Below are 14,221 nucleotides of genomic sequence, written 5' to 3'. Positions count from 1 at the left end.
TCGACCAGAGAGCATTTCGTGACGAATGCGCATTTCATCGTTCCGGTCCGCGACGGCGAGCGGGAATTGCTCGAACGGGTCGCCGACTTGGCGACCGGATTCGCGGCCGTGGCGGCCGACTACGACGAGCGCGCCGAGCTCGCCATAGAGCATCTGGACGCGTTGCACGAGGCCGGGGCGGATCACGCGGTCCTGCCCGAATCAGCCGGTGGCGCGGGTCTGAGCTACCTGGGACTCGGTCGCCTCGTCAGGATCCTGGCCCGAGCCGATCCGTCCACCGCGACGATCTGGACCATGCACGCGGGGGCGGGCGTCGCCCTCGCGGAATTCACCGGCGAGAGTTCGGGATCGTTCTTCGCCGACGAGTTCCGGTCGGGTAAGCGCTTCGCGAACGCGTTGTCCGAACCGGCGAGCGGGAACCGCTTCCTCCAGCCGCAGCACGTCGCCGAGCCGACCGCGGGTGGGTGGTCGCTGAGCGGGGCGAAGCGGTTCGTCTCCGGGAGCGAGATCGCTGATTATCTCCTGGTCAACGCGCTCGTGGCGGGGGAGCCCGCTTTCTTCGGCGTGGTCCCCGACGAAACGGTATCGATCGTCCCGATCTGGGACACTCTCGGCCTGCGCGCCACGCGCAGCCAGCTGCTCGCGTTCGACGACACCCTGCTGCGTGCCGAGTGCCGCGGCCGCGCACCGCGTCCGGGAGATTTCGCGGTGATCCCGGCCGGGCTTCCCGCGATTTCGCTCGGCATCGCCGATGCCGCGCTGGACGCGCTGGTCGAGCACGCGCGCACCAGGGAAATTCTCGGCAAGCCCTTGGCGCACCAGCAGTGGGTGCAGTACGAGGTCGCGGACGCGCAGACCCGGCTCGCCGCCGCGCACGCGCTCTACGAACAGGCATTGTGGCAGGCCGACCATGGGATCGCGCTGTTCTTCGACAACCTGTCCCGAGCCAAGTACCTCGCGAACAAAGTGGCGGTCGACGTGGCGCAGCTCGGCGTTCGGGTCGGCGGCGGCTCGGGGTATCTGAAGCGGTCGCCGATCCAACGCCATCTGCGCGATGCCCAGGCCGGCCAGCTCATGGCGTATTCGACGGAGGTGATCGCCGGGGTGATCGGGCGGGGTGTCCTCGGCGTGCCGGACGAAGCGTGACTCGCGGGCGCTATCGCGGCGAGCGCTTGTCACGCCCAGGTGCGGTGTGGCTGTCGAGCAGGAACGCCGACATCGCCTCGGCTACGGCGGCGGGCTGGTCGAGCATGGACAGTACGTACGCGTCATCGATTTCGACCAGCCGGGCCGCGGGAATGAGTTCCGCGAGCCGGGCGCCGTGCCGGCGCGGCATCACCTTGCCCGCCGAAGACCACAGGATCAGGGCGTCTCCACGGAAGTCGCGCAGTGCTTCGGTGTGGGCGATCAATTCTCGTTTCGGGAACGCCGACTTGGTGTAGGCGAGCAGGTCCCGCCGGATCCGTGCGTCGCGCAGTCCTGGCTCGGTCCAGCCGCGCACCAGCGCATCGGACAATGGGCGCCGCGCCATCCAGCCGAACAGCAACGGCGAGCGGCGCAGCCACCGAACGCGCAACTGCCGCAGCGCCAGCGAGATGCCGCCCGGGAGGTGAGTGGCGACGGTGGCCATCTTGCCCGGCAGGCCGGGTGGGAAGTTGTCGAACGCCTCGCACGGCAGCACGATCAGCCTGCCGACGCGTTCGTCCAGCCCGTAGGCGGTGAGGAACAGCGCACCGCCCCAATCGCTGTGTACGAGCGTGACCTCGCGCAGGTCGAGTGCGGCGAGGAAATCGGCGATCAGGTGGTTCAGGCCGCGCAAACTCAGATCGACTCCGGGGCGCAGCGGCAGGGGATGGGCGCCGAGCGGCAGGTCCGGCAACAGGTACCGGAAGCCTTCGGGTAGGGCGTCGATCACCTCGTCCCAGACCGTGTGGTTCATCAGCAGGCCGTGCAGCAGGACGACCGGAGGTCCCTCGCCGCGCTCGACGTAGTGCACCCGTCCCGCGGGCAGTTCGATCACAGGCATGTCGGCCTCCATTCGAGCGATCACTCTAGAGTGTTTGCTCTAGTCTGGAAGGGTGACCGAGAAGATGTCAACCAGCACCCGGGAGCGCCTCGTCACCGCGATGGCCGAGTTGATGCGAACGCAGGGCTACGCGGGCACCAGCGTCAAGCAACTCACCGTCGCCGCTCGGGCTCCGATGGGGTCGCTCTATCACCACTTTCCCGAGGGCAAACCGCAGATCGCCGCCGCGGCGCTGCGCACGTCCGGGGCCGCGTACATCCAGTTGCTCCCGCTGCTGCTCGACGCACACGACGACTTGCGCGAAGCGATACCCGCCGCCTTCGCGGCGGCCGCCGAACAGATCGAGCAGACCGGCTGGCTCAACATGTGCCCGGTCGGCACCGTCGCGGGTGAGATCGCCGACAGCGAACCCGCGCTGCGCGACGTCGCCGCCGAAGTCATCGCCTCCTGGATCGACGAGGGCACCGACTACTTCGTCCGCCGCGGCCTGTCCGCCCCGGACGCTCGCGATCTCATCCTCGCCGTTCTCACGAGCCTCGAGGGCGCTTTCGTCCTCAGCCGCACGCTGCGCTCGACGGAACCATTGCACGCGGCGGGCCGGTCCTCGAGCGCTCGTATCGAACAGGTACTGGCCGGAGCACGCGGTCAGCGCGCCGCGTACTCGGCCGAGTGACTAGCCGACGCCGATTTCGCGGCCACCGACTCCCGAGGTGAATTCCTTCCAGCGCCATGGCCCGCCCGCGTCGCCGGCCAGCGGCGGGGTGTCTTCCCCCGCGCCCGCCCGCAACCCGGAGATCAGGTGCCGGAGTGCGTCGACGGCAGTGAACCGAGGTGTCCAGCCCAGCTCCGCCCGCGCGCGGCCGGTGTCCATGATCGGCAGGTGCATCACCCCGTCCAACAGGTCCGGCGTAGCGGGCAGTGTCCGCGCGTGCCAGCCCAGCGCGCGTGCGGCGCGGATCACCGCGGGCGGAACGGACACCACCCGGGCATCGAAGACCGCGGCCAGCCAGGAGCGATCGATCACCGGCTCCGCGGCCAGGTTGAACGGGCCACGAGCATCGGTCGCGATCGCGAGCGCGTACGCGCGCCCGACGTCGGCGCTGTGCACCGCCTGGAACCGCAGGCCACGCGGAATCGGCAGGATCGGCGGGAGACCCGGCCGCATCAGGCGGTTCGGTAGCAGCGGACCGGCGAACAGACGCCGTTGCTGACTGGCGGTGTGCCTGCTGAAGATGAACGCCGGGCGCATGCGAACCACGCGGCGATCCGGATTCTCGGCCTCGAACCGATCGAGCAGCCTTTCGACGTAAGCCTTCTCCCGCATGTAAGCGGCGGGTGGCCAGCCGTCGGTCGGCCAGCTCTCCGGCACCGGCTCGTCGCTCTGGCGCGGGGAGTAGGCGCCGACGGAGGAGGCGTAGACCAACGCGGGGACCTGCGCCGCGGCGACGGCGCGCAGCACGCGCTCCGTGCCGCCGACATTCGCGCGCCACGTGACCATGGGCTGATGGGTGGGCTGGAACAGCCATGCCAGATGCACGACCACATCGGCTCCGTGGAAATGGGGCTCCAGGTCGTCGGTTCGCACATCCGCGCGCACCCACTCCACACCCGGGCGAGGGACGCCCGGCACGCGCCGCGCGATCCCCACGATCGAACTGACTCCCGCTTCTGCCGACAGTATCTCCAGCAGGCTCGTTCCGACGTTTCCGGTGGCACCGACCACGACGACGCGCATATCTGCTCCTTGGCTCGGTGACGAGGTTCGAGAGCGGCTTACCCAGGATGTCGGCGACGACACCGCGGTGGACCGGTGCATCGGACTCATTCCGGCCGGGCCCGGCGACCGCCGGGTGCGGTGGTCCGAAGGCGCGGCCAAAACCGCGTCACGACGGGCCGGTGCGCATCCGGACGACCTGTGAACCAACGGCGGACGGGAACCCACTCGGGCTCCCGTCCGCCGCTCGTCTGCGAAACGTCACGTATTCGATTGGGCGAGACGGTTGGCAAGCAGTTCCTTACCCATCCGGCCGCCCTTGCGGCTGTCGGCCTGCGCCTTGCGGAAGAACTCCACCAGCTCCGTGTCTCCGTCGCGTTCCGCGTCCTGGATGAACGTGTCCAGACGCAGTGCGTTCTCGAGGGACGCCTCGACGAACCAGATCAGGTTGTAGTCCTTGTCCCTGGTGCCGGTGATGGTGCCCGTTTCCTGCTGCTTGGTCATCTCCACTCCTTTCGCTTCTTCGTCGCCGAGCCGCGCGTCGCGTCAGTCCCGTCCGAGCGCGTGCGCCAGCTCCTTCTTCGTCATCTTCGAGCGGCCTTCGACATTGCGCTTCTTGGCCTCGTTGTACAGCTGGTCCCGGGTCGGCCCTCGGGCGCCGCTGTGCGAACGCTGACCGCCGCGCTGCTGCGGGGACTTGTCGTCGGTCGACGTCTTGCTCGCAGTCTTGGATTGTCCGGACTGGGCGCGGTTCTTGTTGACCGTGCGAGCGGCGATCTCCTTCGCGCGGCCGGTGCTCGCGCCCCGGGATTTCGCCGAATCCGCGATGTGCTCGTACTGGCGTTCCTGCTTGTCGGTCCAAGCCTTCGGCATGTCATCACCTCCTGTATTTGCGGTCTACCCCGGGAATCTGCGCGCAATCCGGATCGGGCCCGACTCGTCCGCCGGGCCCGGCCATCCGAAGTTTCCGAGAGCGCGACCGCTACTCCGGGAGGTGGTGAGCCGACGTCAGCAGGTGCTGGGCGCGGGCTCTCCGCGAACCCGGCCTTGGAGCCACGGCAGCACCGACGGGGCACCGAGGACCGCTGCGGTCAGATGCTCCACCTCGGCCACGCGCAGTGTCTGCACGGGCACCCCGGCCGAGCACCAATGGCGATTGGTGTTGTCGATGGCATCGATCGGAATCAGCCCATCGCTCGGTGAATGCCATTCGAAAATGGGGATTTCCGGGGCGCTCGGGTAGAGCTCCACACTGTTCTCCTCGACCACCGACCACGCGGCCGGAGTGTCGAAGACCGACGTGGAGGTCACATAGTCGCGCGCGCTGCCGTTCACGCCCGCGGCGAGGATGTCGTTGGTGCAGCTGTTGGCCATCTCGTCGCGAAGCGCCAGACCGCGCTCGTTCAGTGATTGGCTGGTCGGCACGCGGTCCGGGTACTCCCGTTCCAGGCCGATCGCCGTCGCCATGGCCAGGCCGAACGCCGGATGCGGTTCGAAACCCAACGCTTTGGCCATCGTCACCAGGTTCATCGGGGCGCCGCCGATGGCCGCGCCCGCGAGCCGCAGGTCGGGCGCGTAGGTCGGTTGCAGCTCGGCCGCCCATGCCGTGGCGAGACCGCCGCCGGAGTAACCGGCCAGCGCGGTCGGGCTGCTCTGCAAGCCGAGTTCGGGTAGCTGTTTGGCCGCGCGGATACCGTCCAACGTGATCTGGCCGCCCAAACGCCCGGCGCCGAGCGCGAACTGCGGTCCGAGATGGTCCGGCAGCGCTACCGTCCAGCCCTGCGCCAGCAGGACGTTCAACATCGGCGTCGTCAGCGACAGGTTCGGATCGTTGTTGTAGAGCAGGTGCGACACCGCGCAGTGCGTGCCGAGCGAGTTGATGAAGTGCTGATACGACAACAGCGGCATGCCGGGCCGCTGGCCGAGGGGGGTGAGGATCGTTGTTGTGGCCGAAATCGGCGCGCCCCGCGAATTCGTGGACCGGAACTCGACCAACCGGACGGTGGCGCCGGGGAACAGCGGAAGCGGTGGCAAGACGCGCGCGTCGAGTATGTCACCGGGACGGTGCGCCGCCAGATCGGCCGGCGCGGCGTAGAACGGGTCCGGATCGGGCTGCGGATAGAGCGGTTCCGCGGTAGCCGCCGTCCCCAGCAGAAGAGTGACTGCCATTCCGCAGCACGCGCCGATGGCACGGGCGGAACCGATGCGTTTACTGCCGAGCAAACGAAGAAACGGACGAGTCACGACCTTGACCTCCAGGGGTAGTTCGCCGCATTCGCCGAACAGTGGGGGGCATCAGAGTGCATCGTCGGCAAACTATCAGCAACACTAAGTGGTGAGTTCGGGAATGCGCGAAAAATCCACTGGCCTCGAAGATAACTGGCGATTTTGACGCGCTTCATTGTGGGTATCGTGAGGCATAGCAACTGAACAGCCACTACTGGGAGAGTCCCTGCGTCCGAAGCGGAGACCGCACATCCGCGCTGGGCATCCGATCCGCCGTTGGCCATGGCCGCGAACGTCCGGCGATGTCCGTTCGTTTGTCACTTCGCGACCGAATGCATCCCGACCAGGGGTTGCGATGCGGGGCGAGCACGGCTTGGCTGGATCACATACACAGCGACGAGGTGCAGGGCGCAGGAAGGAGCGGTCATGGCCAAGACAACAACCGAGAAGGTCCGCGAGTCCGGTTCCGAATCACCGGAGAAGGCACGTTCCGCGCCGCCCGCCGAGACCGGAGCGCCGACCGGCTCCGACACCGCGACCGCCGAGCGCGGCGGGGTGCGTGTGCCGGTTCCGACGCTCGGGATGCGGATGGCTCGACTTCCGCTGCCGCCCGGGCCGCACAGCGTGGCGACCGGTGTTTCCTCGGCGACCACGGCGGTGCGCAATCGGGTACCGGACCGGGAGTCGTTGCTCTATTTCGGCGGACTCGGCGCGGCGGCGGTCACCGGGCTGGTGTCGTGGCCGGTCGCCGGAGCGATCGGCGTCGGCGTCTGGGTGGCCGAGCATGCCCGTCGTTCGCCGGAGGCGACGGGAGACGGGGCCGAAAAATGACCTGACCACGCGCTGACCCCGAGCGCCGCCTCAACCGCGCCAGGTTTCGAGGACATGGTCGACGATGGGCCGGATACGAGCCCTGGCCTCCGAACGGGGGATGCCGGCCATGAGGAGGTGGTCGTAGTCGGTGTCGCGGTGGCGGATGGAGGCTATGACGGCGAGGGTGAGCGCTTCGGGGGACAGGAGTTTGGCGGCGGCGGTGCGACCTACGCGGCCGCTGCTGCGGGCGGCGGCGTGTTCGGCTATCTCGGTGGCACGGCCGGCGGGGCAGCCGGGGAACAGCCGCCGGATCTCGTCGGACATGCGGACGCGGTATTCGACGTCCTCGGCGGCGCGGCGCACGCGGTCGCGGTCGCGGCGGCGGGAACGGGCCTCTTCGTCGGCCAGGCATTGCTGTTCGGCGCGGCTGAGGGCGGCTTCCTCGACGAGGATACCCAGCCGTTCGTAGCGTTTGCGCCGCCGGTTGAAGCGGACCACCACGGCGGCGAGGGTGCTCTCCTTCTTGGCGCGCCGACTCAACGCCGCGTTCCCGGCCGGCAGGAACTCCAGATGATCTAGGTCCGAACAGGTGAGGCACAGCGGCCCGGCCGCGGAGGTGATCAGATGCGAGCCGGTCTCGGCGCATTCCGCGCACGTCCAAGGCTCAGCGGCCTCGACCACCGTCAGATCCGGGGCCCGGTTCTGGCGCTGGACGACCTGCTCGCGCCGCGCCGGGCTGAGCTCCGCCGAGAGCCAGTGCACCCGGAACACCGTGTCGTCGCCGTCGTCGACGAACCGCAACGCCTCGCGGTCGCGGCCGCTCGACAGATACGCCGCTGTGCTCGCGGTCAGCCCGTGCTCGCGAGCCCACTCGCCCAGCAGATCCGCCGCTTCGAGCATTCGTCGCCCGTCCACCGCCGTGACCTGCTCCAGCGACGGCGCCTGCCCCTGTCGCCAGCGATCGACCTGACCGGACCGCACCCACCCCAGAACGGCGAACACATCGACCGCCGACACGTATTTGCGTTGGGCGATCGCCGCTTCCGCAGCCTCGACCACCCGTCGCCGCAGCTTGGACACGAGTTCGAACCCTAGCGCACGCCGCGATGGGCGCGGGACGGTGCCGATGCGGCGGATTCGCTACGAAAAAGTGTCCTATCACCCGATCGAATGTCGGTATGCAAGCGCATGCCCTCGGGTGGCGTTCATCGGGCGCTGGTCGAATAGCGGGGCAACGTTCGCAGGGAGGAAGAGCCATGATCAGGATCGACATCGCGAAAACCTGGGCGTCGGCGCGTCTCTGGGCATTCGACGGGAGACCGCGGGCGACGGCTACACCCGGTACTACCTCGACCCGAACCCGGCCACGATTCGAGCCGGTCGGCCACGCCGTTCCTGTTGATGGAGCCGCCGGACCACACCCGGCCGCGCAACCTCGTGAGTGATCAGCGGCAGTGGGTAGGCGACCGTCTCGACGAGGTCGAATTCGCCTGCCTCCAGGGCCTTGTCGACCAGTCGCTCGTGAGCTCCTGGATTCGCGGACGCAGCCTGGTCACCATGCGCGGGGTGAAGCCCTTGGTGGGTCCGGCGCCATCGGGCCGGGGACCGGCCCGATGGCAACACGGTCAGCTGCCGAGCACCTCGATCTTCGCTTCGTCGACCTTGATGTTCTGGTCGGTCGGGTTGCCCTGGGGTTTCACGGTGATGCGCGACTTCTCGACGCCCGCGGACTCGAGTTCGGCCGCGATGTTGTCGCCCCTGGCCTTGGCCACGGATTTGGCGGTGGCGGGGTTCTCGTCCTGGGCGTAGGTGGTGATCTCCACCTTGGCGTCGTTGCCTTTCAACGGGACCGCCACCACTTTGATGGTGGCGACGTCCGTCCCGCTGAGGTCGGAGCTGCCGCTGTCGAAGGTGATCGGCGCTGCGGCGAGCGCCGCGTTGATCCCGTCCTGGATCACCTGCTGCGCGGTGTTCAGGCCCGAGCGCACGGCTGAGGACGCCGTCGTGGCCAGGCTGCTGCGCAGGGGGTGGGTCTGCTCGGTCGTCGTCGCCGAAGAATTCGAGCCGTCGTCGGACCCGCACGCCGCGGTCATGAGCAGCGCGACGGCCACAGCGGCGATTCCACTGACGCTTTTCTTGGAAATCATCTGCCTACTCCTGTTTCGGTGGAGAAATCCCGTATGCGCCATTCGGTGCGATGCGTGGAATTGCCCGGGAACAGGCCCGCACGCATACGTCTGTCCAATGCTGTCGGTGCACTCGATCCTTGCACAGGCACGAGGCCCCGGAGTGCCGTTTCGCGGGTCGCCGCATTTTCCGGTCACGAGCGGCGCAATTGTTGCCGGAATGTGCGCGAGTCGCCATGAGCGCGGCGTAGCGTCGATTCGGCGAAATGCGGGAGTTCTCCTGGCCGGGCGACGACCGGTTCGGGAGGGGCCGGACGTCGAGACGGCGCGGACCAGTCGCGCGAATCCGCCCTAGCGGCCGGATGAGCAGAGGAAGTGAATCGCGGTGCGGTCGGTGAAGTTGTCCGTGGCATTGGCCCGGGAAGTCTCGCTGGCACGAAGCCGGGCAGCGACCGGATGGCTGCGCGGAACCCCCCAGGGCCGCACCGTGCGCCGGGTGATCGATGGCTTGGCGGAGGTCCAGATCGTCGATCGGTCGATGGTGCTCGCCGCGCAGATCTTCACCTCGGTGCTGCCGGTGATCATCGCCGCGTCCGTGTTCAGCGGGTGGCATGCGGCGGCGGAGACGATCAACGACCAGTTCGGGTTCGATTCCGGCTCTCTGGGCGCCGAAACCGGCACGGGCGACCCGACGCTGGCGGCGTTCGGAGTGGTCGGACTGCTCATGGTCGTGCTCGGGGGGACCTCGTTCGCGCGGGCGCTCGCACGCGTCTACGCGGCGGTATGGAAGGTGCCGACCCTTGGCCCCCGCGATGCGTGGCGCTGGCTCGCCGCACTGCTCGCCGTCGCGATCGCGGTAGCGCTGGTGGGGCAGACCAGGGAACTCACGCGAATCCGGTATGCGGGTGGACCGCTCGCCTTGGCGGGTGAGCTGGCCGTCTGGGCGTGCGTCTGGACGGTCGCGCCCTTCTTGCTCACGAAGGGAGCGCTGACCGGGCGGCTGTTGTGGGTGTCCGGAGTGCTCACCGCGGCCGGTCTGACCGCGATGCACGCGGTGGGCCGGGTGGTGCTGCCGCGGACCACCGCGAACGCCGAAGCGCATTTCGGCCCGCTTGGCCTGGCCTTCACCACGGTCAGTTGGCTTTTCGTCCTGTCGATGGTGATCGTGGGCGCGGCGGCGGTCGTCAAGGCGCTCGCCTTGGACGAGACCGCCGTCGGTCGTTTTCTGCGCGGTCCGCAGCAGAACGGCGCATGATGCGGCCGGGAGCTCGCACTTCCGGAAAACCTCTGTGCGCCAAGTTCTCTCGGTGAGCTACCAGTCGACCGCGCCGAGTTCGTGCAACCTGCGGAAGACCAGCATCGAGCCGGGGGCGACGTGGTCCATGGCGGCGTACTCGCGCACGGTGAAGTAGCGCAGCTCGGCGATCTCGCTGGTGGGTCGCGGCTCGCCGTCGAGTTCCGCGGTGAAACAGGTCATGTGCAGCTGGGTGCCAGGGGAGTGCCCGTACGCCTCGGCCCGGAACACGCCGAGTTCGTCGTAGGCGACGACGCCGACGCCGAGTTCTTCGCGCACCTCGCGGTGCAGTGCCGCCTCGGGCGTCTCGCCCGGGTCGATCTTGCCGCCGGCCATGTAGAAGACGTCCTTGCCGACCGAGCGCGCCTGTAGCAGGCGGCGATCCCGGACATGGGCCAGCGCGGCGGTGCGAATCACCGGCCCACTGTACTGAGCGGACCGAACGCGACGTCAACTGGATTTTCGGCCGTTCGGGCCGCTCAGTGGTCGAGCGCGGCGCGGTGCAGGAGCTCGCCGATGCGCCGGTGGATCAGCGCGGTGTCATCACCGTCGGCGACGAACTCCAGGAACAGCGCCGCACCGGCCGCCAGCGCGATGACGGCCCTGGCATCCAGTTCGGATCGCGCACGCGATTCGGTGTCGCCCGCGGCGAACAGCGCGGCCGCGGGTGTGCTGAATCCGGCCCACAGCTGGTCGCGCAATTGCCGATCGCGATCGAGCGCGGTCAGCAGGCCGGGCACGGCCGCGCGAACATCGTCACGCGCGAACAGTTCCCGGCTGCCGCGCAGCACCCACTCGATCCATCCCTTCCGATCGGTTCCCTCGAACGGGCCCAGATCGGGCGTCTCACCGAGGACGGCGTGCAGCACCAGTTCGGCCTTCGATCGCCAGCGGCGACCGATGGACGCCCGGCCGACCCCCGCGCGTGCCGCCACCGCCCGCACGCTCAACCCGTCCCAACCCACCTCTACCAGCATCTCCCGCACGGTCGCCAGCACGCGCTGCTCGACCGACTCGTCCCGGGGCCGGCCCGCGCTCCGGGTCGCCGAATGCGGGTCCCGCGCCGTTTCGCCCATGCCGCTCCCTGACCTCCATTACGATGCCACTGGCATCGAATTTGTACCGATTCTTCCGATGTGCGGCCATTGTCGCGTGTGCCGTGGGCGCGGCGGCGGTGGACCGGACGGCGGAACCCGTGGTGACGAAGGAATGAGATGGGCGGACCGAAAGGCATACCGGCTGATACCGGCACGGCGGCGCGAGCGGCGAGCGCGTGGACGCCGACCGGTAGCGACGAGGGGTAGCCGGTATGCGAATCGCGGTCACCGGCGGCACCGGCTATCTCGGCGCGCACACCGTTTCCGCACTATTGCGGGACGGGCATCAGGTCGTTCTGCTGGTCCATCCGAGCGAGTCCCTCACCGCGGTGCTCGGCATGTTCGACACCGCGCCGGACATGCTCTCGGTGCTGCCCGGTGACATCAGGGACCCGCAGACCGTGGAGAAGTTGCTCGTCGGATGCGACGCCGTTCTGCACGCGGCAGGCGTGGTCGGCACCGACAACCGGCGCGAGCAGCTGATGTGGGAGGTCAACGCGGACGCCACGGCGATGGTGCTCGCCCGCGCGACGGCGCTCGGGCTGGACCCGGTCGTGCACGTGGCCAGCTACAGCGCACTGTTTCCCAGCCCCGATCCGGTCATCACGCCGGACAGCCCCACCGCACCGGGTCGCAGTGCCTACGGCCGTACCAAGTCGGCCGCCGATCGCATCGCGCGGGCGTTGCAGGCCACCGGCGCTCCCGTGGTGATCACCTATCCGTCCAGCGTCGTCGGCCCCGGTCTCGGGACACAGGCCGGAATCACCTCCGACGGTTGGGGCGCCATCCTGCGGGCTCGCGTCGCACCGCGAATCCAGGGCGGAATGCAGATGATCGACGTCCGGGACGTGGCCGCCGTGCACGCCGCCGTCATGCGCCCCGGTCTCGGACCGAGGCGCTATCTGTGCGGCGGTCACCCGGTGGCCTTCGACGAGATCGTGGACATCTTGGAAAGCGCTGCCGGGCAACGGATCCGCCGGATACCGGTGCCGAAGGCCGCCCTGCTGGGAATCGGACGGCTCACCGACGCCGCCGCCCGATTCCTCCCGATCAGCGCGGGCCTCAGCTACGAGGCGGCGTGGTTGCTGACCACCGCCACGCCGACCGACGACTCCCGCACGCTGGCCGATCTCGATCTGCGCTGGCGGCCCATCCGGGACGCCATCATCGAATCCGTGCGCCGCGAAACCGATGCCCGCACCTGATGCGGCACGGGCCGGTCGGACCAGTTCCCGGCGGTCATGTGCTCGACGGAGTTGGCATCACGCGACGGCGGTTCCCTCGAGCTCGACCAACTGGCCCGGGATCGCCAGCCGTGTGACCCCGAGCATCGTGGTAGTCGGCGCCACCCCGGAAGCACCCAACCTCGACGCCAGCACACCGTAGTGCTGGAAAAGCAGATCGACGTCGGTGGTGTAGACGTTGAGCCGGACGAGGTTCGCGAGAGACATGTCGGCCTCGCCCAGCACGGCTTCCAGGTTGTCGAGGCTCAGCGCCAACTGCGCCGCCATGTCACCGTCATGCTGGGGCTTGCCGTCGCCGCCCATCGCGGTCTGCCCGGAGCAGTACAGGGTCCGGGTGTGGCCGCAGACGAGCTCGCCCTGGTTGAATCCCATCTCCACCGACCACGTCACCGGGTTGACCGCCGTTCGTTCCGCTACCACATCAGCTCCATTCGATTTCGAAGTACGTACGTCCTGTCGGCCCGGTAGCCGCTGTCCGTGACGCCGTGGTGATGAGCCTCCCAGCGAATCACGACATCCTGTGTCGTGTATTCGTTAGAGTTTTCGTATGCGCGCCGACCGGTTGGTCTCGCTGGTGCTACTGCTGCGCCAGCGTGGTCGGCTGACTGCGGCCGAGCTGGCCGACGAGCTGGAGGTGTCCACCCGCACCGTGTTGCGCGACATCGAGGCGCTGTCCGCGGCCGGTGTCCCGGTCTACGCCGAACGCGGCCGGCACGGCGGTTACGCGTTGTTACCTGGGTTTCGGACCGAGCTCACCGGGCTGAACCACGACGAGGCGCTTGCCCTGCTGGTCGCCGGATCACGTCGCGGCGCACAGGCATTCGGCCTCGGCTCGGCGCTTGCTTCGGCGATGCTCAAGGTGATCGACGCGCTACCCGAAAGCTATCGGGACACCGCGGCTGACGTGGCCGAGCGATTGCTCATCGATCCGCAGACCGATCTGCTGTCGCGTCGGCTGATCGCTGAGGAAGTGCCCGACACCATATCGGCGGAGATCCGGCGCGCGGTGTTCGCCGGACACAAGCTGCGCATCCACTACGCGGCTGTGGACCAGACCCCGAAGTGGCGCACGGTGGACCCGATCGGCTTGGTCATCGTTCGCGACCAGGGCTACCTGCTGGCCACGAGATCTGGCGCGGACCGCACCTACCGGCTGTCGCGGGTGCTGGCTGCGAAGGAACTCCCCGAACCGGCACAGCGACCAGGCCGGGTCGATCTGGACCGGGCGTGGCAGGAACGCAGCGCGCGGTTCCGGACCGGCGGCGACCGAATCGCCGTGCTGGTACGGGTGAACCCAGCCCGGCGGGAGGAACTGGTGAGCACCGCACTGGCCGTCCGCGCCGAGGAAACCGACACAAACGGCTGGCTGCGGCTGGAGGTGATCTTCCAAGACTCGCGACACGCCGAATGGGCGCTGTGGCAGCTCACCACAGACGCGGAAGCACTGGCCCCGCAGTCGTTGCGCACTTCCCTTCGCTACCGCGCCGCCGCGATCGCCACCTACTACGGGGAGTCATCCTGAGAGTTGTCGCCTGCTGACGTCACCCCGGTGAGTATCGCGACCTCCGCTTGCCGCTGGCCGCGACCGCCGCCGGCCCACTGTCGGCAGACCGACGTCCTTCGGCGTGATCCGGCCCTACGGGTGCGGAGTCGCACAGCTGGGCGCGCCGGTGCGAATTCG

16 protein-coding genes are annotated in these 14,221 nt (G+C 68.7%); 6 read left to right on the top strand and 10 right to left on the bottom strand.

What is annotated here, in order from left to right:
• Positions 1–18 precede the first annotated feature (18 nt).
• A complete protein-coding gene (locus ACWEO7_RS17045) occupies positions 19–1,146 on the top strand; it encodes an acyl-CoA dehydrogenase family protein (RefSeq protein WP_452424302.1) in 1,128 nt (375 codons plus the stop codon).
• 10 nt (positions 1,147–1,156) lie between these two features.
• On the opposite strand, the gene ACWEO7_RS17040 is transcribed toward ACWEO7_RS17045, so the two are convergent.
• Entirely contained in the window at positions 1,157–2,026 is an 870-nt protein-coding gene (locus tag ACWEO7_RS17040; RefSeq protein WP_452424300.1) for an alpha/beta fold hydrolase, read from the bottom strand.
• A 64-nt stretch (positions 2,027–2,090) separates the two neighbouring features.
• Between ACWEO7_RS17040 and ACWEO7_RS17035 the strand changes: the two genes are divergently transcribed.
• Entirely contained in the window at positions 2,091–2,699 is a 609-nt protein-coding gene (locus ACWEO7_RS17035; protein WP_452424299.1) for a TetR/AcrR family transcriptional regulator, read from the top strand.
• On the opposite strand, the gene ACWEO7_RS17030 is transcribed toward ACWEO7_RS17035, so the two are convergent.
• The 4 genes from ACWEO7_RS17030 to ACWEO7_RS17015 form a co-directional block, all read right to left on the bottom strand.
• Positions 2,700–3,761, bottom strand: coding sequence for an NAD-dependent epimerase/dehydratase family protein (locus ACWEO7_RS17030; RefSeq protein ID WP_452424298.1), 1,062 nt, complete (start codon positions 3,759–3,761; stop codon positions 2,700–2,702).
• A 240-nt stretch (positions 3,762–4,001) separates the two neighbouring features.
• Positions 4,002–4,244, bottom strand: a complete 243-nt coding sequence (locus ACWEO7_RS17025) for a hypothetical protein (protein ID WP_450020232.1) — start codon at positions 4,242–4,244, stop codon at positions 4,002–4,004.
• 42 nt (positions 4,245–4,286) lie between these two features.
• Positions 4,287–4,613: a plasmid stabilization protein gene (locus ACWEO7_RS17020; protein ID WP_452424296.1), complete on the bottom strand. Its 327-nt coding sequence runs from the start codon at positions 4,611–4,613 to the stop codon at positions 4,287–4,289.
• A gap of 135 nt (positions 4,614–4,748) precedes the next feature.
• A complete protein-coding gene (locus tag ACWEO7_RS17015; RefSeq protein ID WP_450020228.1) occupies positions 4,749–5,909 on the bottom strand; it encodes a lipase family protein in 1,161 nt (386 codons plus the stop codon).
• Between the two features lie 483 nt (positions 5,910–6,392).
• Here ACWEO7_RS17015 and ACWEO7_RS17010 point away from each other — a divergent pair, with 483 nt between their 5' ends.
• Positions 6,393–6,797, top strand: a complete 405-nt coding sequence (locus ACWEO7_RS17010; RefSeq protein WP_452424294.1) for a hypothetical protein — start codon at positions 6,393–6,395, stop codon at positions 6,795–6,797.
• Between the two features lie 30 nt (positions 6,798–6,827).
• Here the strand turns inward: ACWEO7_RS17010 and ACWEO7_RS17005 are convergent, their stop codons facing one another.
• Both ACWEO7_RS17005 and ACWEO7_RS17000 read right to left on the bottom strand, forming a co-directional pair.
• A complete protein-coding gene (locus tag ACWEO7_RS17005; RefSeq protein WP_452424292.1) occupies positions 6,828–7,859 on the bottom strand; it encodes a DUF2293 domain-containing protein in 1,032 nt (343 codons plus the stop codon).
• A gap of 545 nt (positions 7,860–8,404) precedes the next feature.
• Complete coding sequence (locus ACWEO7_RS17000; RefSeq protein ID WP_452424291.1) at positions 8,405–8,926, bottom strand: OmpA family protein; 522 nt, start codon at positions 8,924–8,926, stop codon at positions 8,405–8,407.
• A gap of 364 nt (positions 8,927–9,290) precedes the next feature.
• Between ACWEO7_RS17000 and ACWEO7_RS16995 the strand changes: the two genes are divergently transcribed.
• Positions 9,291–10,160 (top strand): hypothetical protein, encoded by an 870-nt coding sequence (locus tag ACWEO7_RS16995; RefSeq protein WP_452424289.1) that lies wholly within the window; start codon positions 9,291–9,293, stop codon positions 10,158–10,160.
• A gap of 57 nt (positions 10,161–10,217) precedes the next feature.
• Here ACWEO7_RS16995 and ACWEO7_RS16990 read toward each other — a convergent pair whose 3' ends face one another.
• Entirely contained in the window at positions 10,218–10,616 is a 399-nt protein-coding gene (locus ACWEO7_RS16990; protein WP_379252722.1) for an NUDIX hydrolase, read from the bottom strand.
• A 62-nt stretch (positions 10,617–10,678) separates the two neighbouring features.
• Positions 10,679–11,275: a helix-turn-helix domain-containing protein gene (locus tag ACWEO7_RS16985; protein WP_452424288.1), complete on the bottom strand. Its 597-nt coding sequence runs from the start codon at positions 11,273–11,275 to the stop codon at positions 10,679–10,681.
• Between the two features lie 233 nt (positions 11,276–11,508).
• Here ACWEO7_RS16985 and ACWEO7_RS16980 point away from each other — a divergent pair, with 233 nt between their 5' ends.
• Complete coding sequence (locus ACWEO7_RS16980; RefSeq protein WP_452424286.1) at positions 11,509–12,501, top strand: NAD-dependent epimerase/dehydratase family protein; 993 nt, start codon at positions 11,509–11,511, stop codon at positions 12,499–12,501.
• Positions 12,502–12,558: 57 nt separating this feature from the next.
• Here the strand turns inward: ACWEO7_RS16980 and ACWEO7_RS16975 are convergent, their stop codons facing one another.
• Entirely contained in the window at positions 12,559–12,912 is a 354-nt protein-coding gene (locus ACWEO7_RS16975) for a RidA family protein (RefSeq protein ID WP_452424400.1), read from the bottom strand.
• 175 nt (positions 12,913–13,087) lie between these two features.
• Between ACWEO7_RS16975 and ACWEO7_RS16970 the strand changes: the two genes are divergently transcribed.
• Positions 13,088–14,062: a helix-turn-helix transcriptional regulator gene (locus ACWEO7_RS16970; protein WP_452424284.1), complete on the top strand. Its 975-nt coding sequence runs from the start codon at positions 13,088–13,090 to the stop codon at positions 14,060–14,062.
• The last annotated feature ends 159 nt before the right edge of the window (positions 14,063–14,221 follow it).

The organism is Nocardia sp. NPDC004260, assembly GCF_053603155.1.
The sequence above is the reverse complement of the archived record's forward strand: the minus strand, read 5'-3'. Positions and strand labels throughout refer to the sequence as shown.